Source organism: Mesorhizobium sp. 43Arga, from assembly GCF_053714255.1.
This window is the reverse complement of record NZ_JBSKBO010000005.1, coordinates 164,904-184,956: the sequence shown is the minus strand read 5'-3', so window position 1 is coordinate 184,956 and position 20,053 is coordinate 164,904. Positions and strand designations below refer to the sequence as shown.

The following is a 20,053-nucleotide window of genomic DNA, read 5'->3' as shown; positions in this document are numbered from 1 at the left end:
AATATCATGCCGATCATCCAGGCAAGTGAGGCTCCCATGTCCGAAATCGCCCACCTCGCCGCCACCATCTTCAAGCGCGCCGGCAAGGCAAAACGCTTCATAGTCGCCATTGCCGGGCCACCCGGCTCCGGCAAGTCCACGCTGTCGGCCGGCCTGCATGACCTTTTGCCGGAAGGGGCGGTGGAGGTCGTGCCGATGGACGGCTTCCACTATGATGATATCGTGCTCAACGCGCGCGGCCTGCGGGCGCGCAAGGGGGCACCGGAGACGTTCGACTTTGCCGGCTTCGAGACCCTGATGAAGCGCATCCGGGCCGGTGAACCTGACATCGCCATTCCCGTCTTCGACCGCAGCATGGAAATGTCGCGCGCCGCCGCGGCGATCGTCGGCACCGAGACCAAGTTCATCCTGGTCGAAGGCAATTACCTGCTGCTCGACGAGGAGCCATGGTCGCGGCTGGCGCCGCTGTTCGATTTCTCGATCTTTGTCGACGTGCCGCGCAATGAGCTCGAGCGCCGCCTGATGGAACGCTGGCACGGCCATGGCCGTTCGGACGAGGAGGCGCGCGCCTGGATCGCCTCCAACGACATGCCCAACATCGAACGCGTGCTGGCCCGGCGCCGGGCCGCCGACCTGGTCATTGGTTAACACGCTTAATTTTCGGTATTTTTGGACGGGAACCTTAAGAGTTTCTCGCCGTTATGCCAGACAACCCGTTTGTCCGGCGTAAGGGATTTTCCAATGGCAACCAAGGCAAAAAAACCAGCCAAGACAAGGCCTGCGAAGGCAACCCAAGCGAAGGCCGGGGCTGGCCCGGCGATTGCCGAGCGCTCGAAAGACGGCAAGAACGCTTTCGGCAAAGCCGCCCCCAGAAAGGTCGTTCCAGCCGCCAAGGCCGCCAGCTCACGCAAGCCGGCGCCGGCCAAAGCCGGTGCCGTCCGAACGGCGGCTAATGTCGCCGCCGGCGCCGTGGTCGCAACCGCGCGTGGCGCCGTCTCGCTTGCCGCCTCCGTGATCGGCAGGGGCGGTTCGAAGGCCAAGGCGAAGTAGCAGGCCCGAACGGATATCCTTGGCCACGCCCTGTGGCGACAGGGCGGTTAGTTCTTGCCCGGAATGGTCAGGCCCTTCTGCACCGCCGGCCGCGCCAGGCCGCGCTCCAGCCATGCCGCCACATTGGCGAAATCATCGAAACCGACGAGGTCGCGCGCTTCATAGAAGCCGATCAGGTTGCGCACCCAGCCGAGCAGCGAGATGTCGGCGATGGTGTAGTCGTTGCCCATGATCCATTTGCGGCCCTTCAATCGGCCGTCGAGCACGCCGATCAGCCGCCGCGATTCGTCGCGGTAGCGCTCGAGCGGACGCTTGTCGGCGATCTCTCGGCCGGCGAATTTGTGGAAGAAGCCGACCTGGCCGAATATCGGCCCGACGGAAGCCATTTGAAAGAAGACCCACTGGATCGTCTCGTAGCGCCGCGCATCGTCCGCCGGGACGAGAAGGCCGGTCTTGTCCGCAAGATAGAGCAGGATAGCGCCGGATTCGAAAAGGCCGATCGGCTTGCCGTCCGGGCCGTTGGGATCGATGATCGCCGGAATCTTGCCATTGGGATTGAGCGACAGGAATTCCGGCGTCCAGCTTTCGTCCTTGCTGATGTTGACCAGATGCGGCTCGTAAGGCAGGCCGAGTTCTTCCAGCGCGATCGATATCTTCACGCCGTTGGGCGTCGTTGCCGAATAGAGCTGGATCTGATCGGGATATTTGGCCGGCCAGCGGGTTGTGATCGGAAAGGCGGACAGGTCGGCCATCGAGAAACTCCTGAGCGGGGATTTGCGGCAAGGGCGTGGTGTTGGCGGGTGGCCAAGAATTAAGCGCACGGCCAGGCAGGATCAATATGCCGGCGACGGTTTCGCCATGCATGGATAGTGAACCGAAGCGAACAGCGGGACGTGCGATGCCAAGGGGCGCTCAAACGCCCTGGGCAGACGTTGATCCCTCGGGCAGGTGGCGACCATCGGGGCGGTGGTGACCGCCCGGTGCAGTGGTAACCGCCCGGGATTAGATGGCCTTGAATGCCAGCACTGCGTTGGTACCGCCGAAAGCAAAACCGTTGCTGATCGCGGCGCGCACCTTGCGCTCGCGCGCGACATTGGGCGTCACGTCGAGATCGCAATCGGGATCGGGTTCGCGGTAATTCGCGGTCGGCGGCACAACGCCTTCGCGGATCGCCATGACGCAGGCGATCATCTCCAGCCCACCCGACGCGCCCAGGCAATGGGCATGCATCGACTTGGTCGAGGAGATTGACAGCGACCGCGCGTGCTCGCCGAAGACGCGCTTGATCGCGTTGGTCTCGATCTGGTCGTTGGCCTTAGTGCCGGTGCCATGCGCGTTGAGATAATCGATGTCCTCGGGATTGAGCCCGGCATCGACGAGACAGAAGCGCATCGCCGCTTCCGGGCCCTCGATGGTCGGGGCGACGATGTCGGAGGCATCGGCCGAAAGGCCGGCGCCGGCGATTTCGGCGAGGATTGTGGCGCCACGCGCCATGGCGTGATCGTAGCTTTCCAGGACCGCCATGCCGGCGCCTTCGCCGAGCACCAGGCCCTGGCGGTCGGCCGAGAACGGCCGGCAGGTGTCGGGCGACAGCACGCGCAACGCCTCCCAGCCCTTGAGCACGCCCCAGACCAGTGGCGCTTCGGTGCCGCCGGCAACCATCACGTCGGCGCGGCCGAGCCTGATCTGGTCGACCGCGGAGGCGATGGCGTGGTTGGCCGACGAGCAGGCCGACGTGACGCCGAAGACCGGTCCGCGCAGGCCAAGATGCATGCTGACCTGGCCGGCGGCGGCGCCTGGCATGACCCGGGGCACGGTGAAGATGCCGGCGCGATTCTTGCCCTCGACCAGAATGGCGCGATAGTTCTCCTCGACGGTCTCGAAGCCGCAGACGCCGACGCCGACAATGGTTCCCATGCGATAGGTGTTGTCGGCATGCGGGGCCAGGCCGGACTGCCGCATGGCTTCCTTCGCGGCGATCACTGCCAGCAGGCTGAAACGGTCCATCGACACCAGCTGCTTGCGCTCGATGCCGTGATCGGGCAGCGCTTTGATCTCGCAGCCGGTCTTGACCTTCAAATCATGCAGGAAGGGATTGTCGATCGGGCCGATGGCCGAACGGCCGGCCCGCATTTCGGCCCAGATCGACTGGGCATCGACGCCTAGTCCGCACAGTCCGCCAATGCCGGTAATGACGACGCGTTTCAGCATTCGGTCAGGCTTTTTTCGCGATCAGCGCGCGAACGGCCTCGACCATGTCGCCAACATTCTTCAGATTGCTCCAGGCATCGACCGTGTTCATCTCGATCTCGATGCCATACTGCTCCTCGAGGTCGAAGATGATCTCTGTCAGCTCCAGCGAATGGATGCCGAGCGACGTCAATTCGGTGCTGGTGGTGATTTCTTCACCGCCCGGCTCGGCATGGGCCTTGATCTTTTCGATGATGTCCGTTGCCAGCTGGTCAGCCATTCGGTTTCTTCCCCACTTTGTCGTTTCCCGACGCCAACTGAACAGCGCCTTCTTGTCCTCGATATCAGGCCGCGATCGTCGCCTTCTACCCCCGCCAAGCATCGCCTGACCGTATCGAGCTGGCTCCCTCTATAGAAACGGAAACGCCATCAAGCAACAAGCTATATATCGACAAACCCGCCGCAGTGCTTAACCTGACGGCGTGGATACGATCGAATATACCAAGTTTTCGCCCCCTTTGGCCCAGCGCGCCGCGGGTCTGGCCCAGCTGGGCTGCGCCAGCGCGGACGGGCGCACGCGGCTGCGGCGGCTTTATCAGGACGGTTCCGCCAAGATAAGGCTGCCGGCCGTTCTGGCCGACCCGCTGGAGGCGGTGCTGATCAACACCGCCGGCGGACTGACCGGCGGCGACCGCATCGGCTGGGATGTGGATGTCGGCGCCAATGCCTCGGCCTCGATAACCACCCAGGCCTGCGAGAAGGTCTACCGCGCCGCATCCGACCATGCCGAGGTGCGGGTCAAGCTGACGGTCGGCGAGAACGGCCGCATCGCCTGGCTACCGCAGGAGACCATCGTCTTCGACCGGGCGGCCTTTGCCCGCACATTGGACGTCGAACTTGCCGCGGGGGCCGAGGCGCTGGTGCTGGAGGCCACCGTCTTCGGCCGCCTGGCCATGGGCGAACGCGCCGCGCAAGGCACTTTCCGTGACCGCTGGCGTGTTCGCCAGGATGGTTTCCTCATCCATGCCGAGGATTTCCACGTCGGCCCTGATATCGCGGCCGTGCTCGCACGCCCGGCGGCGGCCGGCGGCGCGATCGCCGTGGCGACGCTGCTGCTGGTGTCGCCGCGGGCCGAGGCTCTGCTCGACCCGGTCAGGGAAATCGTCGGCGACCAGGGCGGCGCCAGCGTCTGGAGTGTGAAGGCATCTGGCAAGCTTCTTGCGAGGCTTTACGCCGGGGACGGCTACCAACTGCGCCAGCGGCTGGTTCCGCTCGTCGGACTGCTCAACGGAAGGGCGGGACTGCCCAAATTATGGTCACTGTGATTCTGGAAACCGCATGAACCTGACGCCGAGGGAAAAAGACAAGCTGCTGATCGCCATGGCGGCGATCGTGGCACGCAAGCGGCTGGAGCGCGGCGTCAAGCTGAACCATCCGGAAGCGATCGCGCTGATCACCGATTTCGTCGTCGAAGGCGCCCGCGACGGCCGCCCGGTCGCCGAACTGATGGAGGCCGGCGCCCATGTCGTCACCCGCGCGCAGGTGATGCAAGGCATCGCCGAGATGATCCATGACGTACAGGTGGAAGCGACCTTCCCTGACGGCACCAAGCTGGTGACCGTGCACGAGCCCATCAGGTGAGGAGACCGAGATGCTTGAGCTGCGCCCAAACTGCGAATGCTGCGACAAGGACCTGCCGCCGGAGGCGACGGATGCGCTGATCTGCACCTTCGAATGCACCTTCTGCGCTGATTGCGTGGAAAACGTGCTGGACGGCGTCTGCCCCAATTGCGGCGGCAATTTTTCGGCCCGGCCGATCCGCCCGGCAGCGAAGCTGGAAAAATATCCGCCGTCGACCAAGCGCGTCCTCAAGGCCGAGGGCTGCGGCCCGCGCAAGGCCGCGTGACTGCACCATCGCAAACGAAAGGCAAGTAGAATGATCCCTGCCAAACGCCTGTGCCTCGCGGCGATCCTGCTCATGGCTGCCGCCGTGCCGGCCTACGCTCATGTCGGCATCGGCACGACCTCCTCCTTCACGGCCGGCTTCATGCATCCCGTGTCCGGCCTCGATCATATGACCGTGATGATCGCCGTCGGCCTGTGGGCGGCCCTCAAGGGCGGCAAGGCGATCTGGGCGTGGCCAGCCGCCTTTATCGGCGTGATGGTGGGCGGCGCGGCTCTTGGCATGGCGCATGTGCCGGTGCCCTTCGTCGAACCGGGCATACTGGCCTCCGTCGTGGCGCTTGGCCTGCTGGTGGCGCTGGCGATCGACCTGCCCGTCTCGGCCGGTGTTGCCATTGTCGGCCTGTTCGCGCTGTTCCACGGGCATGCACATGGCACCGAAGTGCCGGAAAATGCCGGCGGGCTCGAATACATGGCCGGCTTTGCCGTCGCCACCGCGCTGCTCCATGCCGTCGGCATCGCAGCCGGAATGAGCCTTGGCACGAGGTTCCGTAGTCTGGCCCGTGTTGCCGGCGCTGCCTGTGCTGCGATCGGCCTTGGTCTCGCCTTCGGCGTCGTGTGACATCAGATGATCCCCGGCGAAATCATCCCCGTCTACGGCGACATCGAGCTCAACAAGGGCCTGCCGACCGTCACCCTGAAAGTCGCCAACAGCGGCGACCGGCCGATCCAGGTCGGCAGCCACTACCATTTCTTCGAAACCAATGAGGGGCTGAAGTTCGACCGCGAACAGACCCGCGGCATGCGCCTCGACATCGCCGCCGGCACCGCCATGCGCTTCGAGCCGGGACAGGAACGCGACGTCACGCTGGTGCCGCTCGGCGGCAAGCGCGAGGTCTATGGATTCCAGCAGAAGGTGATGGGCAAGCTGTGAGACCGGTGGCGTCTCATGCCTGGCGCGCAAGGGTGGGGGCCGGCCTTGGGGCAAGCCCGAAGGCCAGCAGTGCTTTCGGCTGTTTTGCCGCAATTCCTGTGGGAAAACCGCTTCACACTTTTCCTGGAATTGCTCTAGTCCGACGGCTTGGCGGCCGCATAGATGACGATCTTTCCGCGATCGTCGAACTCGACGGCGATAACGTCCTGCGCGGCCACGCGCCGCGAATCGATGGCATTGAAGAGCAAGGCGTTGGCCTCGATCTCCTTGCGCAGTTCCGTGACGTCGTCCTGATGCTGCCGCACCTTGTCCTCGATGACCGGCGGCGGGCCACCTTCGCTGCGCGCCGCGTCGGTCAGGAACACGATATCGACCTTGTCGAGCTTGGAGGTCTTGCGCACCGTGCTGATGTTGTCGCGCGTGCGGTCGATCGCCGAATTGACCTTTCCGACTTCCGCTGTCGTCTTGGCCTGCTCCTCGTTGACTTGCGAGCCGACGATGCGGTCGACGGTCTCCTGGCTTTTAAGCCCCTGGGCATTCAGCGCGGCCAAGGGAAGGCTCGCTGCCACAAACGCGGCCGCCGCGATGGCATGCAGCCATCGGGCATCGGGCAAGGTGGTGAGGGTCATCACTCGCTTTCGCAGCTTGTTTCAACAATCAGCAAGCGAAACGACTCCAGCCCTGCCACGGTTCCCTTCGCAATATGGCCGGCGGACCGAGTGTCGGCCCGCCGCACCGGGTCGTCAGCCGGCCTTCTTGGTAATCAAGGTCAGCGCGCCATTGGGCTCCATGCTGGCCGCGACCACCTGCGCCGAGGTCATTCCCTTGGCCTGGAGGGCGGACTTCACCTTGGGGGTGGCGTCGATCGAACTGCGCAGTTTCTGCAGGCCGGCGTCACCGCGCTGGGCGATCACCTGATTGACCTGCGTCTGGGTGTCCTTCGGCAGCTCGGTGATGTCGACAATGTTGACGCTCTGGATCGCCGGCGCGGCCTGCTGACCGCCGGGGGCGGGTGTCGTCGCCTTGGGGGCAGGCGTGGCCGGAGCGGGCTGCTGCTGGGCACTGGCGGCACCGGCCAGCATCAGGCTGGCGGCGGCGGCAAGAATTATCGTTTTGCGCATGGATTATCCTTCCATCGATTTGGCAAACGGCCGTTTTGGGGTGACCTGCCAACCTCAACCCCCAAATGGGATCAGAAGGTGTCGCCCAGCGGGTCATTGCGTGACCATTGGATGGCGGCAATGTGCAGCCCAGCCTCAACCACACCGCATTTCGGGAGCAATCGCTGATGGCCAGAATCTCGCGTGCCGCCTACGCCCAGATGTATGGGCCGACTGTCGGCGACAAGGTCAGGCTGGCGGACACCGAACTCTTCATCGAGGTCGAAAAGGACCTCACCATTCACGGCGAAGAAGTGAAATTCGGCGGCGGCAAGGTGATCCGCGACGGCATGGGCCAGAGCCAGGTGTCCCGCGCCCAGGGCGCGGTCGACACCGTCATCACCAATGCCTTGGTAATCGACGCCAGCGCCGGCATTTTCAAGGCCGATATCGGCCTGAGCGACGGCCGCATCGCGGCAATCGGCAAGGCCGGCAACCCGGACACGCAAGATGGAGTCACCATCATCATCGGCCCGGGTACCGAAATCATCGCCGGCGAAGGCAAGATTCTCACTGCGGGCGGCTTCGACGCGCATATCCACTTCATCTGCCCGCAGCAGATCGAGGAAGCGCTGATGAGCGGCATCACCACAATGCTGGGCGGCGGCACCGGGCCGGCGCATGGCACGCTGGCCACCACCTGCACGCCGGGGCCGTGGCACATGGCCCGCATGATCCAGTCCTTCGACGCCTTTCCGATGAATATCGGCCTGTCGGGCAAGGGCAATGCCTCGCTGCCGGCAGCGCTGGAGGAAATGGTGCTGGGAGGCGCCTGCTCGCTGAAGCTGCATGAGGATTGGGGCACGACGCCCGCGGCGATCGACTGCTGCCTGTCGGTGGCCGACGATTACGACGTTCAGGTGATGATCCACACCGACACCTTGAACGAATCCGGCTTCGTCGAGAACACGGTGGCGACGATCAAGGGCCGCACCATCCACGCCTTCCATACCGAGGGCGCCGGCGGCGGCCACGCGCCCGACATCATCAAGGTTTGCGGCCTGCCCAACGTGATCCCCTCGTCGACCAATCCGACAAGGCCCTACACGGTCAACACGCTGGCCGAACATCTCGACATGCTGATGGTCTGCCACCATTTGTCGCCGTCGATTCCCGAGGATATCGCCTTTGCCGAAAGCCGCATCCGCAAGGAGACGATCGCCGCCGAAGATATCCTGCACGACATCGGCGCCTTCTCGATCATCTCGTCGGACTCGCAGGCCATGGGCCGTGTCGGCGAGGTGGCGATCCGCACCTGGCAGACCGCCGACAAGATGAAGCGCCAGCGCGGCTCGCTGCCGCAGGAAACCGGCGACAACGACAATTTCCGCGTCCGCCGCTACATCGCCAAATACACGATCAACCCGGCCATCGCGCATGGCCTGTCGAAGGACATCGGCTCGATCGCCGTCGGCAAGCGCGCCGACCTGGTACTGTGGAATCCGGCCTTTTTCGGTGTGAAGCCGGACATGGTGCTGATCGGCGGCATGATCGCCGCGGCCCCGATGGGCGACCCCAACGCCTCGATCCCGACGCCGCAGCCGATGCACTACCGGCCGATGTTCGGCGCCTATGGCAAGGCCAGGACCAACTCCTCGGTGACCTTCGTTTCCAAGGCGGCACTCGAGTCGGGGCTGCATGGCCGACTTGGCGTCGAAAAACAGTTCGTCGCCGTGGAAAACACCCGCGGCGGCATCGGCAAGCATTCCATGGTGCTCAACGACGCCACGCCGCATGTCGAGGTCGACCCGGAAACCTACGAGGTGCGCGCCGACGGCGAATTGCTGACCTGCGAGCCGGCGACCGTGCTGCCGATGGCGCAACGGTATTTCCTGTTCTGAGGTCGGCCGGCCAAATTCCGTTGCGGCTGGTGTGCATAGGCCGCAATATGCGGTCGAGCAGAAACCCATCGTGATCAGGCATGGCCACCGAAATCGCCTCTCCTCACGACATCTTCCCGCATATCCGCATCGTCATGGGCATGGTGATCGGGCTTGGTGTCGCGCGCCTGCTGTCGGGGGTGGCGCGCATCGTCCAGCATCCCGGCCAATACCGGCTCTATCCCGTGCATCTGGCCTGGGTCGCCTCGGTGCTGTTGACGCTGGTGCATTTCTGGTGGTGGGAGTTCGGGCTCTACGCCATCGAGACCTGGACCTTCGGCAAATACCTGTTCATCATCTTCTACGCGATCACGCTGTTTCTGCTGTGCGCGCTGCTGTTTCCGGATTCGATGCTGGGCTACACCAGCTACGAGGATTTCTTCTATTCGCGCCGGGGCTGGTTCTTCGGCCTGCTGGCTGCGACTTATCTGCTCGATGTCATCGATACGCTACTGAAGGGGCCTGAGCATTTCGCCCGCTTCGGCAACGAATATCTGTTCCGCACGCCGGTCTTCGTGGCACTATGCATCGCCGCGATCCTGGTGCGCGACCGCCGCTTCCACATAGCCTTTGTCGCAGCGGCTCTCATCTACCAGGTATCGTTCATCCTGCGGCTGTTCGACACGATCGTATGACTATAGGGGATGGTCTAGAGTCCAGGAAAAGACAGGATCTTAACATGTACAAGGCCGTCGGATCGCGCGGATCCCGGGTCAGCCGCGTTCTCTGGATGCTCGAAGAGCTCGGGCAGCCCTATGAATTCGTCGAAGTCAAACTGCGCTCGCCGGAAGCCTATGCGCTCAACCCGTCGGGCAAGGTGCCGGTCCTCATTGACGATGAACTGACGGTGACGGATTCGGCGGCGATCTGCGTCTACCTCGCCGACAAGCATGCGGACAAAGGCATGGGCGCTAGTCCGGGTGTTGCCGGCCGCGCCGAGATGGATTCCTGGATGCATTTTGCCCAGAGCGAGTTTGAAGCGCCGCTGTGGAACAAATTGCGCCACCGCTTCCTGCTGCCGAAGGAGGTTCGCGTCGATGTCGGCCCGGCGGCGGCCTACGATTTCGCCTCGGAAGCCAAGGCGCTGGACCGCCGGCTTGGCGACAAGCCGTTTGCGCTGGGCGACCGGTTTTCCGCCGTCGACGTGTTGCTGGGCGACATGGGCGGCTGGGCCCGTGCCGGAAAATTCCCGATCGAGTCCGACCGCATCAACGCTTATTTCGACCGGGTGCTTTCGCGCCCAGCCCGTGCGCGGGCGCAGGCCAACGGACGTTCCGTGAAATGAAGCTCAACCTCAACACCGACTTCACCAAATTTCCGCGCGCTGTCTCGGTGCTGTCTGCCGGTGAGGCCGGGACCGTGACGCCATCCGGCCGTACGGTCCTTGCGCATGACGAGCGGCATCTGCGCCGCCGCGCCATAGAACTGTCCGATGGCAGCAAGGTGCTGGTCGACCTGCCCGAACCCGTCGCCTTGAACGATGGTGACCGACTGGTGCTGGAGGATGGCGGCCATGTCGAGATCATCGCAGCACCGGAAGAGGTCTATGACATCCGCGCCCGCGACGGCGTGCATCTGACCGAACTGGCCTGGCATATCGGCAACCGTCATCTCGCGGCAGGCATCGAGGCGGACCGTATCGTCATCCTGCGCGACCACGTCATCAAGGCGATGCTGGAGGGGCTTGGCGCCACGGTGCGCGAAGTCTCCGAGCCGTTCAAGCCGGTGCGCGGCGCCTATTCCGGCGGGCATGATCACGGGCACGCGCATGCGCACAGCCATGCGGAGGCCCATTCGCACTCGCATAGCCATTCCCACGACGACCATCATCACCACGACCATGACTGACCAGCCTTCGAGCATCGCCCTGCTGCGGCTGATGGCGTGGTTGTCGCCGGCCTTTCCGGTTGGCGGCTTTGCCTACAGCCACGGTCTTGAGCGCGCGGTGCATGACGGGCTGGTTGCCGATGCCGCGAGCCTTGCCAACTGGCTGGAAACGCTGGTCGAGATGGGCTCGGGCTGGAACGATGCCGTGCTGTTTTGCGAAAGCTGGCGCCGCGCCCGTAACGCCGGCAATCTCGACGAAGTCGCCGCATTGGCCGAGGCACTGGCCGGCTCTCGCGAACGCCACACCGAGACGATGCTGCAGGGTGCTGCCTTCCTGAAAGCCGCCGCCGCCTGGCCCAATCCGGTGCTGGCGCGCCTGCCCGCCGAATGCGCTTATTGCGTCACCGTCGGCGCCCTTGCCGGCGGCAATGGTATTGCGCTGCAGGATGCGCTGTCCGCCTTCCTGCAAGCCTTCTTCTCCAACCTCGTCCAGGCGGCGATCAGGCTCGGCGTCGTCGGCCAGAGCGAGGCCACCACGCTGCTGGCCGGCTTCGAGCCGTTGGCGCTCTCAACCGCCGACCGCGCGTCCCGTTCGACATTGGACGATCTCGGCGGCTGCGCCTTCGTCTCCGATATCATGGCGATGAGGCATGAAACCCAGTATTCGCGGCTATTCCGTTCATGATCGCTCTCGCCTTTGTCCTCTCATTCGTCCTGCTGCTGATCACGGCGCTGCATGTCTATTGGGGCATTGGCGGCATCTGGCCGGGTACGGACGGCGCCTCCTGCGCCCGCGCGGTCGTCGGCTTTCGCGGGGTCGACGAAATGCCGACACCCTTCGCCAGTTTCGCCGTTGCCGCCTGTCTTGGCCTGGCGACGCTCTGGCCGCTGGCGCTCATCGGCTTCTTTGCCTCGCCGTTCCCGAGGGAAGGCCTGGCCGCCACCTCGCTGCTCATCGGGCTGGTGTTTCTGGGACGCGGCATCGCCGGCTTCACGCCATGGTGGCGCCGGCTGGCGTCCGAACAGCCTTTCGCACGGCTCGATGTGCGTTACTATTCGCCGCTGTGCCTGCTGATCGGGCTCGGCTTCGCAATCCTTGCCATCATGGAGTTCCCGACATGACCCAAGCCAACGGTCCCCTTCGCATCGGTATTGGCGGCCCTGTCGGCTCCGGCAAGACGACGCTCACCGAAAAGCTCTGCAAGGCGCTGCGCGACGAGTTCTCCATCGCCGTCGTCACCAACGACATCTACACAAGGGAAGACGCCATGATGCTGGCACGGCTGCAGGCGCTGCCGGAAGACCGCATCGTCGGGGTCGAGACCGGCGGCTGCCCGCACACCGCCATCCGCGAGGACGCTTCGATCAATCTGCAGGCGATCGCCGAGCTCAACCGGAAATTCCCCGATCTCGACATCATCTTCATCGAATCCGGCGGCGACAATCTTGCCGCCACCTTCTCGCCGGACCTCGCGGATTTGACGCTCTATGTCATCTCGGTCTGCCAGGGCGAGGAGATCCCGCGCAAGGGCGGACCGGCGATCACCCGCTCCGATTTCCTGATCATCAACAAAAGCGATCTGGCGCCCTATGTGAACGTGAACCTCGACGTCATGGAGAGCGACGCCGGCCGCATGCGCGGCAAGCGGCCCTTCGGCTTCACCGATCTGTCGCGCGGCAGGGGGCTGCAGGAGGTTATCGATTTCATCGTCGAGCATGGCGGGCTGAGGGTCGGCACCGCCACCAGCACGGCGGCCTGACAGGCATCAGGTCCCTCTGCACCAACCAAAACCCGTTGCGGGCAGCCGTAGGTCGCGGCATTCTTGCCAAAACCGGAGGATTTTCGATGAGCGTCGCCCGCCTGCAGAAGGAAACGCTGACCAATCTGCCCTTCTACGAAGAGCGCGTCGATCTCGCCTGTGCCTTTCGCTGGACGGCGCGGCTCAACATGCACGAGGCGGTGGCCAACCATTTCTCGCTGGCGGTCAACGAGAACGGCACGCAGTTCCTGATGAACCCCAACCAGGTGCATTTCTCGCGCATCAAGGCGAGCGACCTGTTGATGATCGACGCCAACGATCCGAACACGCTGTCGGGCCCCAACGCGCCGGACCCGACGGCCTGGGGGCTGCACGGCGCCATCCATCGCAATGTGCCGCATGCGCGCTGCGTCATGCATGTCCATTCGATCCATGCCACGGTGCTGGCCTCGCTGGCCGACTCGACATTGCCGCCGATCGACCAGAATTCGGCGATGTTCTTCAACCGCCATGTCGTCGACGCGCATTATGGCGGGCTGGCCTTCGAAGAAGAGGGCGAGCGCTGCTCGCAGCTTCTCACCGATCCCAAGGTCAAGGTCATGGTCATGGGCAATCACGGCGTGCTGGTGATCGGCGACACCGTCGCCGATGCCTTCAACCGCATGTTCTATTTCGAGCGCGCCGCCGAGACCTATATCAAGGCACTGTGGACCGGCCGGCCGCTACGCACGCTGTCCGACGCCATCGCCGAGAAGACGGCGAGCGAGATGGACGACTATCCCGGCCAGGCCGAGCGCCATCTCGCCGAGTTGAAGGCCATTCTCGACGAGGAAGAGCCGGTCTACCGGAATTAGAGCCCGAGCTGAGCCCGCAATTCCTCGGCGCTGTTGATGACGATGGCGCCGGGCGGTCCTTCCATCGGCTTTTCCGGCCAGAAGATCGTCTTCATGCCCGCAGCCAGTCCCGCCATGGCGCCCGGCCAGCTGTCGTCGACCGCCACGGCCTGCGCGGGATCGACTTCGGCCAGGTAGGCGGCGCGCAGGAACGGTTCGGCGTGCGGCTTGCCATCGCGCACATCGTTGCGGCTGATCGTTTTCATGCCTGGATAAAAAAGTCCGACCATGCGCAGATTGGCGTCGACGATCATCCGGTCCGAATTCGAGACCACCGCTTGCTGCACGCCAAGCGCGCGCAATTCATTGAAGACTTCTATGGCGCCCGGACGCGGTTTCAGCCCCTCCACCAGCGGCAGATAGTGCTCGTATTTGCGCATGATCCAGTCGTCGAAGGGAAGATCGAGGCCGAACTCGTCGCGCATCATTTCGTAGACCGGCCAGGCGGCGACGCCGAGCACCCGCTCATGCAGGTCGGCGGGCGGCGTGAGGCCTGCATTGCGCATCGCCGCCACTAGAGCCGCCTCGTGCAACGGCTCGCTGTCGACCAGCGTGCCGTCCATATCCCAGAAAACCGCCTTCGGTGTCATGCAGCGCTCCTTTTGCGATCCCCTTAAAGGGTTTGCGCCGGGAGATAAACCGTCGGAATCGCTCCGCGACTGGAAAGCGAAGCCGCTCCGCCTTCTCCAGCCGGAGATTGCCGGTGGGGAAATCTCGGCCGCGCAGGCGCAAACAATTGCCCTTGAGATTGACAATTGCGCAGGAGGCCGTTCCCTGCGAAACTGGGAGCGGACCGCTCCTGTGAGCAGCGGTTTTCGGGAGGCAGGACGTGAATACCCGGCAGGATAGCGGCAGCAACAGGCTGGACGACGCGGCGCGCGCCGGCTGGCTCTATTATGTCGCCGGCAACACACAGGACCAGATCGCCGCCACGCTCGGCATTTCGCGGCAGACGGCGCAGCGGCTGGTGTCACTGGCGGTGTCGGAAGGCCTGATCAAGGTGCGCGTCGATCATCCGATCGCCAACTGCCTGGACCTTGCCGCCCGGCTGAAATCGCGCTTCGCGCTCGACCTGGTCGAAGTGGTGCCGAGCGATCCCAATTCATCCTCCACCACCATCGGCATCGCCGAGGCGGCGGCGGCCGAGATCGAGCGGCGGCTGCGCTCGCCGACGCCGATCGTCATGGGCATCGGCACCGGGCGCACGCTGAAGGCGGCGATCGAGCAATTGCCGCCGATGGAATGCCCGCAGCATAAGGTGGTGTCCTTGACCGGCAACATTTCGCCGGACGGGTCGGCCGCCTTCTACAACGTCATCTTCACCATGGCCGACCGGGTCAAGGCGCGCTCCTTCCCGATGCCGCTGCCGGTCATCGCCTCCTCGCCGCAGGAACGCGAGATGCTGCTCAACCAACCGATGATCCAGCCGACGCTGGCGCTTGCGGCGGAAGCCGATGTCACCTTCATCGGCATCGGCGACCTCGGTCCGAAGGCGCCGCTCTACGAGGACGGCTTCATTTCCGAAAGCGAGTTGAAGGCCCTGCAAAAAGCTGGTGGCATTGCCGAGATCGTCGGCTGGGTGTTCGACCGGGAAGGCCGCATGATCGAGGGCATCACCAACGACCGGGTGTCGTCGGCAGCGCTGCCGTCGCGCGAGAAATCGCTGGTCATTGCGCTCGCCATGGGCGAGCGCAAGCTGCCGGGAATCCTGGCGGCCGTGAACCGGCGGCTGGTCAATGGTCTCATCACCGACGAACGGACGGCGACCGCTTTGCTCGCCAGCATCTGACCGGGCGCTCCGGCGCCTGCCGGATACGGCCTCCGCGACTGCCTGGCGATAAAGCCAACAAGTCTATTTATGCCGGCTGAAAGGATCTTTGCCATCGAGGAAACCGAGGTCGCGCTGCAGATGCGGCGACAGGTCCCTGATGTCGAGATGCGCCTTTTTTCTGATCGCGAACCAGCCGAATCCGTCCGTCAGCCACGAAATCCAGCGGTGAGCCGGAGCGGGAGTGCATTTTTGCTGCGCCATGGTCATGATCGTCAACCTTCGCTATCCTGGACCCGAATGACGGGTTGACAATGAATGTCGGTCCTGCCGGCCGGCTTTGCCAATCGAACGTCGATAAGGACCCATAAGGAGCCTTTATGCCGGATCTGAGCTCACCGCAGGTTTCGCAACTGCCGCCGCTGCAGGCGATCCGGGTGTTCGAAGCGGTGGCGCGGCAGCTTTCCTTCACCAAGGCCGCCGCGGAACTCGCCATGACACAGGCCGCCGTCAGCTATCAGATCAAGGTCCTGGAAGAGCGTGTCGGCGCGCCGCTGTTCCTGCGCCGGCCGCGGCAGATCGAGCTGACCGAAGCCGGCCAGAGACTGGCGCCGGCGGTGAGCGAGGCCTTTGCCATTCTTAGCCAGGCCTATGCCGCCGCGCGGGGTGGCGCGGACGGGCTGCTGTGCGTCACCACAGTGCTGACCTTTGCCTCGAACTGGCTGGCGCATCATCTGGGCTCGTTCCAGATGGCTCATCCGGCGCTTGCCGTGCGGCTCGAAACGTCGAGCCGGCTGACGGATTTCGCCCGCGAGGATGTCGATCTCGCCATCCGCTCGGGCAATGGCAAATGGCCGGGGCTGGAGGCCCACAAGCTGCTCGACGCCGATTTCACGCCGATGCTGAGCCCGAAGCTCGCGGCGAGCATTGGCGGGGTCAAGGAGCCGGCCGACCTGTTGCAGCTGCCGATCCTCGATCCGGGCGATGTCTGGTGGACGCAATGGTTCGAGACGGCCGGCGTGCATGCGCACGACCTTGCCAAGCGGCCCGGCAGCAGCATGGGCGCGCAGGCCTATGAGGCCAATGCGGCCATCGCAGGCCATGGCGTGGCGATCCTGACCCGGGCGCTGTTCAAGGCGGAACTTGCCGACGGCCGCCTGATCCAGCCTTTCGACCTGGTCGGCGACGACGGCCACGCCTACTGGCTGGTCTATCCGGAAGCACGCCGCAACGTGCCGAAAATCCGCGCCTTCCGCGACTGGCTGCTGGCTGAGATCGCCTGCTGACAGGCGTTTTTCTCCCGATCCAATCCTCCAGGCCTTGCTGTCCCGCCGCCTGATATCGGCGCGGATGCGGCTTCCGTCGTCCGTCCATCGGACAGGTCCGGTGCTGCGCTGCAGCATCGAATCCGGCTTGACATAATTCACCGTAAGTGAGTAATTGCTCACAGCCAAGGCAAATGCTCAACTTGGTTCATGGGAGGAATTTGATGAAACTGCGCACGCTCACCCTGGGCTTGTTGTCGGCCAGCGCTCTCGCTTTTGCCGCACATGCCGAATCCATCACCATCGCCACGGTCAACAATGGCGATATGGTCCGCATGCAGAAGCTGACCGAGGACTTCACCAAGACCAACCCCGACATCCAGCTCAACTGGGTCACTCTTGAAGAGAACGTCCTGCGCGAGCGCGTCACCACCGACATCGCCACCAAGGGCGGCCAGTATGACGTGATGACCATCGGTACCTACGAGGTTCCGATCTGGGCCAAGCAGAGCTGGCTGCTGCCGCTCGACAAGCTCGGCGACGACTATGACGCCAAGGACATCATCCCGGCCATCGCTGGCGGCCTTTCAGTCGACGGCAAGCTCTATGCTGCGCCCTTCTACGGCGAAAGCTCCTTCGTCATGTACCGCAAGGACCTGATGGAGAAAGCCGGGTTGAAGATGCCCGATGCGCCGACCTGGGACTTCATCAAACAGGCGGCCGACAAGATGACCGACCGCGCCAATGGCGTGAACGGCGTATGCCTGCGCGGCAAGGCCGGCTGGGGCGAGAACATGGCCTTCCTGACCGCCATGTCGAACTCCTTCGGCGCCCGCTGGTTCGACGAGAACTGGAAGCCGCAATTCGACCAGCCCGAGTGGAAGAAGACCTTGCAGTTCTATGTCGACCTGATGAAGGCCGACGGCCCCGAAGGCGCGTCCTCCAACGGCTTCAACGAGAATCTGGCGCTGTTCCAGCAGGGCAAGTGCGGCATGTGGATCGACGCCACCGTCGCGGCCTCCTTCGTCTCCGATCCCAAGGCATCCAAGGTCGCCGACAAGGTCGGCTATGCGCTGGCGCCAGACAATGGGCTCGGCAAGCGCGGCAACTGGCTGTGGGCATGGTCGCTCGCCGTCCCGGCCGGTACCAAGAAGGCCGACGCGGCCGAGAAGTTCGTCTCGTGGGCGACCAGCAAGCACTATGCCGAACTCGTCGCTTCGAAGGAAGGTTGGGCCAACGTTCCTCCGGGCACGCGCTCCTCGCTCTACGCAAATGCCGAGTACCAGAAGGCGGCTCCGTTCGCCAAGATGACGCTGGACTCCATCAACGCCGCCGACCCGACGCATCCGACCGTCAAGCCGGTGCCCTATGTCGGTGTCCAGTTCGTCGCCATCCCTGAATTCCAGGGTCTTGGCACCACGGTCGGCCAGCTCTTCTCGGCGGCTCTTGCCGGCCAGTCGAGCGTCGACGATGCGCTGAAGCAGGCCCAGGACGCCGCCACCGCGGCGATGACCGAAGGCGGGTATATCAAGTAAGGCTCCTCCCGGTGCCGAATGCCGGTTGCCTCCTCGACCGGCAACGGCCGCCCGAGTTCCCAGCTCGGGCGGCCGCCTTCAACGCTTCTGAAAATTCAGTCTGACCATTGAAGGGTGACCGTCATGGCTACTCAGCAGACCCGTTCGCTTGCCCGTTTCATGATGGCGCCATCCGTCGTGCTGCTGCTGGTCTGGATGGTTGTTCCACTGGCGCTCACACTGTGGTTCTCCTTCCAGCAGTACAATCCGCTCAATCCGATCCACGACGGGTTCGTCGGCTTTTCGAATTACGCGCTGTTCTGGTCCAACCCGGCTTTCCTGCAATCGATCCTCAACACGCTTGTGCTGGTGATCAGCGTGCTGTTGATCACGGTGATCGGCGGCATCCTGCTGGCATTGCTGATCGACCAGCCGATGTGGGGACAAGGTATTGTCCGCATCCTCGTCATCTCGCCGTTCTTCGTCATGCCGCCGGTGGCCGCATTGGTGTGGAAGAACATGATCATGCATCCGCAATACGGGGTCTTTGCCGACATAGCGCGCTTCTTCGGGGCGCAACCGATCGACTGGTTCGGGCAGCATCCGATGACGGCGATCATCATCATCGTCGCCTGGCAGTGGCTGCCTTTCGCGACGCTAATCCTGTTGACCGCGCTGCAGTCGCTCGACGGTGAGCAGAAGGAAGCCGCCGAAATGGACGGCGCCGGCTTCATCAGCCGCTTCATCTATCTGACGCTGCCGCACATGTCGCGCGCCATCACCGTCGTCATCCTGATCCAGACGATCTTCCTCTTGTCGGTCTATGCCGAAATCCTCGTCACCACCAATGGCGGCCCTGGATACGCCTCCACCAACCTGCCCTTCCTGGTCTACCAGAAGGCACTGCTGGAGTTCAAAATCGGCCAGGCATCCGCGGGCGGTGTGATCGCCGTCATTCTCGCCAACATCGTTGCCTTCTTCGCCATGCGCGCCGTCGGCAAGAACCTGGACAAATAAGGGAGGACAAGATGGCCCGTGCAGTCACCACCCAGCACAAGACGATCGCGACGGCAGCCGCCTGGATCGTCGCGCTGCTGATCTTCTTCCCGATCCTCTATACGATCATCACCTCGTTCAAGTCGGAACAGGAGGCGATCCAGGGCTTCAACCTGATCCCGTCGGGGACGTTCGAGAGCTACTCCGAGGTTCAGGCACAGAGCGGCTATTTCAAGTTCTTCTTCAACTCGGTGCTGCTCTCGGTCGGCTCGACCATCCTGGCCCTGCTGGTCGCCATTCCGGCGGCATGGTCGATGGCGTTCTCGCCGACCAAGCGGACCAAGGACATTTTGATGTGGATGCTGTCCACCAAGATGATGCCGGCGGTCGCGGTGCTGTTCCCGATCTACCTGATCTTCCGCAACTTCGGGCTGCTCGACAGCCGCATCGGCCTGATGGTCATGCTGATGCTGATCAACCTGCCGATCGTGGTGTGGATGCTCTACACCTATTTCCGCGAGATTCCCGGCGAGATCCTGGAAGCGGCCCGCATGGACGGCGCCTCGCTGTGGAACGAGATCATCTATGTGCTGACGCCGATGGCGGTGCCCGGCATTGCCTCGACCATGCTGCTCAACATCATCCTGGCCTGGAACGAGGCGTTCTGGACGATCCGGCTGACCACCACGGAAGCAGCGCCGCTGACAGCCTTCATCAGCTCCTTCTCCAGCCCGCAAGGCCTGTTCTGGGCCAAGCTTTCGGCGGCCTCGACGCTGGCGATCGCGCCGATTCTGATTATGGGCTGGTTCAGCCAGAAGCAGCTGGTGCGCGGCCTGACCTTTGGCGCCGTGAAGTAAGTAAGCCGTGACTTAACGTGACGCTCTAGAACGTCGGACAATAACCCCTCGGGGAGG

Annotated in this window: 27 protein-coding genes; 20 read left to right on the top strand and 7 right to left on the bottom strand. The window is 63.8% G+C overall.

The annotated features are described in order from the left end of the window. Positions 1-36 precede the first annotated feature (36 nt). Both ACWGS8_RS19105 and ACWGS8_RS19100 read left to right on the top strand, forming a co-directional pair. Positions 37-648 carry a nucleoside triphosphate hydrolase gene (locus ACWGS8_RS19105; protein WP_454582385.1) on the top strand — a complete coding sequence of 204 codons (612 nt, stop codon included), beginning with the start codon at positions 37-39 and terminating at the stop codon, positions 646-648. A 93-nt stretch (positions 649-741) separates the two neighbouring features. Then, positions 742-1,050 (top strand): hypothetical protein, encoded by a 309-nt coding sequence (locus ACWGS8_RS19100; protein WP_454582384.1) that lies wholly within the window; start codon positions 742-744, stop codon positions 1,048-1,050. Positions 1,051-1,097: 47 nt separating this feature from the next. On the opposite strand, the gene ACWGS8_RS19095 is transcribed toward ACWGS8_RS19100, so the two are convergent. The 3 genes from ACWGS8_RS19095 to ACWGS8_RS19085 form a co-directional block, all read right to left on the bottom strand. Then, the gene (locus tag ACWGS8_RS19095) at positions 1,098-1,802 is read right to left on the bottom strand and encodes a glutathione S-transferase family protein (RefSeq protein ID WP_454582383.1); all 705 of its coding nucleotides are present in this window, start codon (positions 1,800-1,802) and stop codon (positions 1,098-1,100) included. A 250-nt stretch (positions 1,803-2,052) separates the two neighbouring features. Continuing rightward, positions 2,053-3,261, bottom strand: a complete 1,209-nt coding sequence (locus ACWGS8_RS19090) for a beta-ketoacyl-[acyl-carrier-protein] synthase family protein (protein ID WP_454582382.1) — start codon at positions 3,259-3,261, stop codon at positions 2,053-2,055. A 4-nt stretch (positions 3,262-3,265) separates the two neighbouring features. Continuing rightward, positions 3,266-3,520, bottom strand: a complete 255-nt coding sequence (locus ACWGS8_RS19085) for an acyl carrier protein (protein WP_010912831.1) — start codon at positions 3,518-3,520, stop codon at positions 3,266-3,268. A gap of 202 nt (positions 3,521-3,722) precedes the next feature. On the opposite strand from ACWGS8_RS19085, the gene ACWGS8_RS19080 reads away from it, so the two are divergent. The 5 genes from ACWGS8_RS19080 to ACWGS8_RS19060 are packed head-to-tail and all read left to right on the top strand — an operon-like array spanning position 3,723 to position 6,076. Beyond that, positions 3,723-4,565, top strand: a complete 843-nt coding sequence (locus tag ACWGS8_RS19080; RefSeq protein ID WP_454582381.1) for an urease accessory protein UreD — start codon at positions 3,723-3,725, stop codon at positions 4,563-4,565. Between the two features lie 13 nt (positions 4,566-4,578). Beyond that, positions 4,579-4,881, top strand: coding sequence for an urease subunit gamma (locus ACWGS8_RS19075; protein WP_095203050.1), 303 nt, complete (start codon positions 4,579-4,581; stop codon positions 4,879-4,881). 10 nt (positions 4,882-4,891) lie between these two features. Continuing rightward, a complete protein-coding gene (locus tag ACWGS8_RS19070) occupies positions 4,892-5,146 on the top strand; it encodes a DUF1272 domain-containing protein (RefSeq protein ID WP_454582380.1) in 255 nt (84 codons plus the stop codon). Between the two features lie 30 nt (positions 5,147-5,176). Next, positions 5,177-5,764 carry a HupE/UreJ family protein gene (locus ACWGS8_RS19065; RefSeq protein ID WP_454582379.1) on the top strand — a complete coding sequence of 196 codons (588 nt, stop codon included), beginning with the start codon at positions 5,177-5,179 and terminating at the stop codon, positions 5,762-5,764. A 6-nt stretch (positions 5,765-5,770) separates the two neighbouring features. Continuing rightward, positions 5,771-6,076, top strand: coding sequence for an urease subunit beta (locus ACWGS8_RS19060; protein ID WP_454582378.1), 306 nt, complete (start codon positions 5,771-5,773; stop codon positions 6,074-6,076). Positions 6,077-6,210: 134 nt separating this feature from the next. On the opposite strand, the gene ACWGS8_RS19055 is transcribed toward ACWGS8_RS19060, so the two are convergent. Together ACWGS8_RS19055 and ACWGS8_RS19050 are read right to left on the bottom strand one after the other, a co-directional pair. Further along, complete coding sequence (locus tag ACWGS8_RS19055) at positions 6,211-6,705, bottom strand: hypothetical protein (protein ID WP_454582377.1); 495 nt, start codon at positions 6,703-6,705, stop codon at positions 6,211-6,213. 114 nt (positions 6,706-6,819) lie between these two features. Further along, on the bottom strand, positions 6,820-7,197 hold the full coding sequence (locus ACWGS8_RS19050) for a hypothetical protein (protein ID WP_454582376.1): 378 nt from the start codon (positions 7,195-7,197) through the stop codon (positions 6,820-6,822). Between the two features lie 167 nt (positions 7,198-7,364). On the opposite strand from ACWGS8_RS19050, the gene ureC reads away from it, so the two are divergent. The 8 genes from ureC (at position 7,365) to ACWGS8_RS19010 (ending at position 13,557) form a co-directional block, all read left to right on the top strand. Beyond that, positions 7,365-9,077, top strand: coding sequence for an urease subunit alpha (gene ureC / locus ACWGS8_RS19045; RefSeq protein WP_454582375.1), 1,713 nt, complete (start codon positions 7,365-7,367; stop codon positions 9,075-9,077). Positions 9,078-9,157: 80 nt separating this feature from the next. Then, positions 9,158-9,751: a hypothetical protein gene (locus tag ACWGS8_RS19040; protein WP_454582374.1), complete on the top strand. Its 594-nt coding sequence runs from the start codon at positions 9,158-9,160 to the stop codon at positions 9,749-9,751. Positions 9,752-9,795: 44 nt separating this feature from the next. After that, entirely contained in the window at positions 9,796-10,401 is a 606-nt protein-coding gene (locus tag ACWGS8_RS19035) for a glutathione S-transferase family protein (RefSeq protein ID WP_454582373.1), read from the top strand. After that, a complete protein-coding gene (gene ureE, locus ACWGS8_RS19030; RefSeq protein WP_454582372.1) occupies positions 10,398-10,964 on the top strand; it encodes an urease accessory protein UreE in 567 nt (188 codons plus the stop codon). Before ACWGS8_RS19035 ends, ureE begins: the two co-directional genes overlap by 4 nt. Next, positions 10,957-11,628: an urease accessory protein UreF gene (locus tag ACWGS8_RS19025; RefSeq protein ID WP_454582371.1), complete on the top strand. Its 672-nt coding sequence runs from the start codon at positions 10,957-10,959 to the stop codon at positions 11,626-11,628. The genes ureE and ACWGS8_RS19025 overlap by 8 nt, the downstream gene beginning before the upstream one ends. Then, positions 11,625-12,065 (top strand): DUF3995 domain-containing protein, encoded by a 441-nt coding sequence (locus ACWGS8_RS19020; RefSeq protein WP_454582370.1) that lies wholly within the window; start codon positions 11,625-11,627, stop codon positions 12,063-12,065. Before ACWGS8_RS19025 ends, ACWGS8_RS19020 begins: the two co-directional genes overlap by 4 nt. Further along, a complete protein-coding gene (gene ureG, locus ACWGS8_RS19015; RefSeq protein ID WP_454582369.1) occupies positions 12,062-12,703 on the top strand; it encodes an urease accessory protein UreG in 642 nt (213 codons plus the stop codon). Before ACWGS8_RS19020 ends, ureG begins: the two co-directional genes overlap by 4 nt. An 86-nt stretch (positions 12,704-12,789) precedes the next feature. Next, on the top strand, positions 12,790-13,557 hold the full coding sequence (locus ACWGS8_RS19010) for a class II aldolase and adducin N-terminal domain-containing protein (RefSeq protein ID WP_454582368.1): 768 nt from the start codon (positions 12,790-12,792) through the stop codon (positions 13,555-13,557). On the opposite strand, the gene ACWGS8_RS19005 is transcribed toward ACWGS8_RS19010, so the two are convergent. Then, on the bottom strand, positions 13,554-14,186 hold the full coding sequence (locus ACWGS8_RS19005) for an HAD family hydrolase (RefSeq protein ID WP_454582367.1): 633 nt from the start codon (positions 14,184-14,186) through the stop codon (positions 13,554-13,556). The two genes, ACWGS8_RS19010 and ACWGS8_RS19005, sit on opposite strands and share 4 nt — an antisense overlap. A 239-nt stretch (positions 14,187-14,425) precedes the next feature. Between ACWGS8_RS19005 and ACWGS8_RS19000 the strand changes: the two genes are divergently transcribed. Continuing rightward, positions 14,426-15,385, top strand: coding sequence for a sugar-binding transcriptional regulator (locus tag ACWGS8_RS19000; protein WP_454582366.1), 960 nt, complete (start codon positions 14,426-14,428; stop codon positions 15,383-15,385). A gap of 63 nt (positions 15,386-15,448) precedes the next feature. Here the strand turns inward: ACWGS8_RS19000 and ACWGS8_RS18995 are convergent, their stop codons facing one another. Beyond that, the gene (locus ACWGS8_RS18995; protein ID WP_454582648.1) at positions 15,449-15,634 is read right to left on the bottom strand and encodes a hypothetical protein; all 186 of its coding nucleotides are present in this window, start codon (positions 15,632-15,634) and stop codon (positions 15,449-15,451) included. A gap of 110 nt (positions 15,635-15,744) precedes the next feature. Here ACWGS8_RS18995 and gcvA point away from each other — a divergent pair, with 110 nt between their 5' ends. The 4 genes from gcvA (at position 15,745) to ACWGS8_RS18975 (ending at position 19,996) form a co-directional block, all read left to right on the top strand. Beyond that, entirely contained in the window at positions 15,745-16,650 is a 906-nt protein-coding gene (gene gcvA, locus ACWGS8_RS18990; protein ID WP_454582365.1) for a transcriptional regulator GcvA, read from the top strand. A 203-nt stretch (positions 16,651-16,853) separates the two neighbouring features. Continuing rightward, positions 16,854-18,164 carry an ABC transporter substrate-binding protein gene (locus tag ACWGS8_RS18985; protein WP_454582364.1) on the top strand — a complete coding sequence of 437 codons (1,311 nt, stop codon included), beginning with the start codon at positions 16,854-16,856 and terminating at the stop codon, positions 18,162-18,164. 123 nt (positions 18,165-18,287) lie between these two features. Continuing rightward, positions 18,288-19,160 carry a carbohydrate ABC transporter permease gene (locus tag ACWGS8_RS18980; protein ID WP_454582363.1) on the top strand — a complete coding sequence of 291 codons (873 nt, stop codon included), beginning with the start codon at positions 18,288-18,290 and terminating at the stop codon, positions 19,158-19,160. Between the two features lie 11 nt (positions 19,161-19,171). After that, positions 19,172-19,996, top strand: coding sequence for a carbohydrate ABC transporter permease (locus tag ACWGS8_RS18975; RefSeq protein WP_454582362.1), 825 nt, complete (start codon positions 19,172-19,174; stop codon positions 19,994-19,996). The last annotated feature ends 57 nt before the right edge of the window (positions 19,997-20,053 follow it).

Coding starts and splice junctions, on each gene's coding strand:
- ACWGS8_RS19105 (WP_454582385.1), top strand. CDS start 37: ATGTCCGAAATCGCCCACCTCGCCGCCACCATCTTCAAGCGCGCCGGC.
- ACWGS8_RS19100 (WP_454582384.1), top strand. CDS start 742: ATGGCAACCAAGGCAAAAAAACCAGCCAAGACAAGGCCTGCGAAGGCA.
- ACWGS8_RS19095 (WP_454582383.1), bottom strand. CDS start 1,802: ATGGCCGACCTGTCCGCCTTTCCGATCACAACCCGCTGGCCGGCCAAA.
- ACWGS8_RS19090 (WP_454582382.1), bottom strand. CDS start 3,261: ATGCTGAAACGCGTCGTCATTACCGGCATTGGCGGACTGTGCGGACTA.
- ACWGS8_RS19085 (WP_010912831.1), bottom strand. CDS start 3,520: ATGGCTGACCAGCTGGCAACGGACATCATCGAAAAGATCAAGGCCCAT.
- ACWGS8_RS19075 (WP_095203050.1), top strand. CDS start 4,579: ATGAACCTGACGCCGAGGGAAAAAGACAAGCTGCTGATCGCCATGGCG.
- ACWGS8_RS19070 (WP_454582380.1), top strand. CDS start 4,892: ATGCTTGAGCTGCGCCCAAACTGCGAATGCTGCGACAAGGACCTGCCG.
- ACWGS8_RS19065 (WP_454582379.1), top strand. CDS start 5,177: ATGATCCCTGCCAAACGCCTGTGCCTCGCGGCGATCCTGCTCATGGCT.
- ACWGS8_RS19060 (WP_454582378.1), top strand. CDS start 5,771: ATGATCCCCGGCGAAATCATCCCCGTCTACGGCGACATCGAGCTCAAC.
- ACWGS8_RS19055 (WP_454582377.1), bottom strand. CDS start 6,705: ATGACCCTCACCACCTTGCCCGATGCCCGATGGCTGCATGCCATCGCG.
- ACWGS8_RS19050 (WP_454582376.1), bottom strand. CDS start 7,197: ATGCGCAAAACGATAATTCTTGCCGCCGCCGCCAGCCTGATGCTGGCC.
- ureC (WP_454582375.1), top strand. CDS start 7,365: ATGGCCAGAATCTCGCGTGCCGCCTACGCCCAGATGTATGGGCCGACT.
- ACWGS8_RS19040 (WP_454582374.1), top strand. CDS start 9,158: ATGGCCACCGAAATCGCCTCTCCTCACGACATCTTCCCGCATATCCGC.
- ACWGS8_RS19035 (WP_454582373.1), top strand. CDS start 9,796: ATGTACAAGGCCGTCGGATCGCGCGGATCCCGGGTCAGCCGCGTTCTC.
- ureE (WP_454582372.1), top strand. CDS start 10,398: ATGAAGCTCAACCTCAACACCGACTTCACCAAATTTCCGCGCGCTGTC.
- ACWGS8_RS19025 (WP_454582371.1), top strand. CDS start 10,957: ATGACTGACCAGCCTTCGAGCATCGCCCTGCTGCGGCTGATGGCGTGG.
- ACWGS8_RS19020 (WP_454582370.1), top strand. CDS start 11,625: ATGATCGCTCTCGCCTTTGTCCTCTCATTCGTCCTGCTGCTGATCACG.
- ureG (WP_454582369.1), top strand. CDS start 12,062: ATGACCCAAGCCAACGGTCCCCTTCGCATCGGTATTGGCGGCCCTGTC.
- ACWGS8_RS19010 (WP_454582368.1), top strand. CDS start 12,790: ATGAGCGTCGCCCGCCTGCAGAAGGAAACGCTGACCAATCTGCCCTTC.
- ACWGS8_RS19005 (WP_454582367.1), bottom strand. CDS start 14,186: ATGACACCGAAGGCGGTTTTCTGGGATATGGACGGCACGCTGGTCGAC.
- ACWGS8_RS18995 (WP_454582648.1), bottom strand. CDS start 15,634: ATGACCATGGCGCAGCAAAAATGCACTCCCGCTCCGGCTCACCGCTGG.
- gcvA (WP_454582365.1), top strand. CDS start 15,745: ATGCCGGATCTGAGCTCACCGCAGGTTTCGCAACTGCCGCCGCTGCAG.
- ACWGS8_RS18985 (WP_454582364.1), top strand. CDS start 16,854: ATGAAACTGCGCACGCTCACCCTGGGCTTGTTGTCGGCCAGCGCTCTC.
- ACWGS8_RS18980 (WP_454582363.1), top strand. CDS start 18,288: ATGGCTACTCAGCAGACCCGTTCGCTTGCCCGTTTCATGATGGCGCCA.
- ACWGS8_RS18975 (WP_454582362.1), top strand. CDS start 19,172: ATGGCCCGTGCAGTCACCACCCAGCACAAGACGATCGCGACGGCAGCC.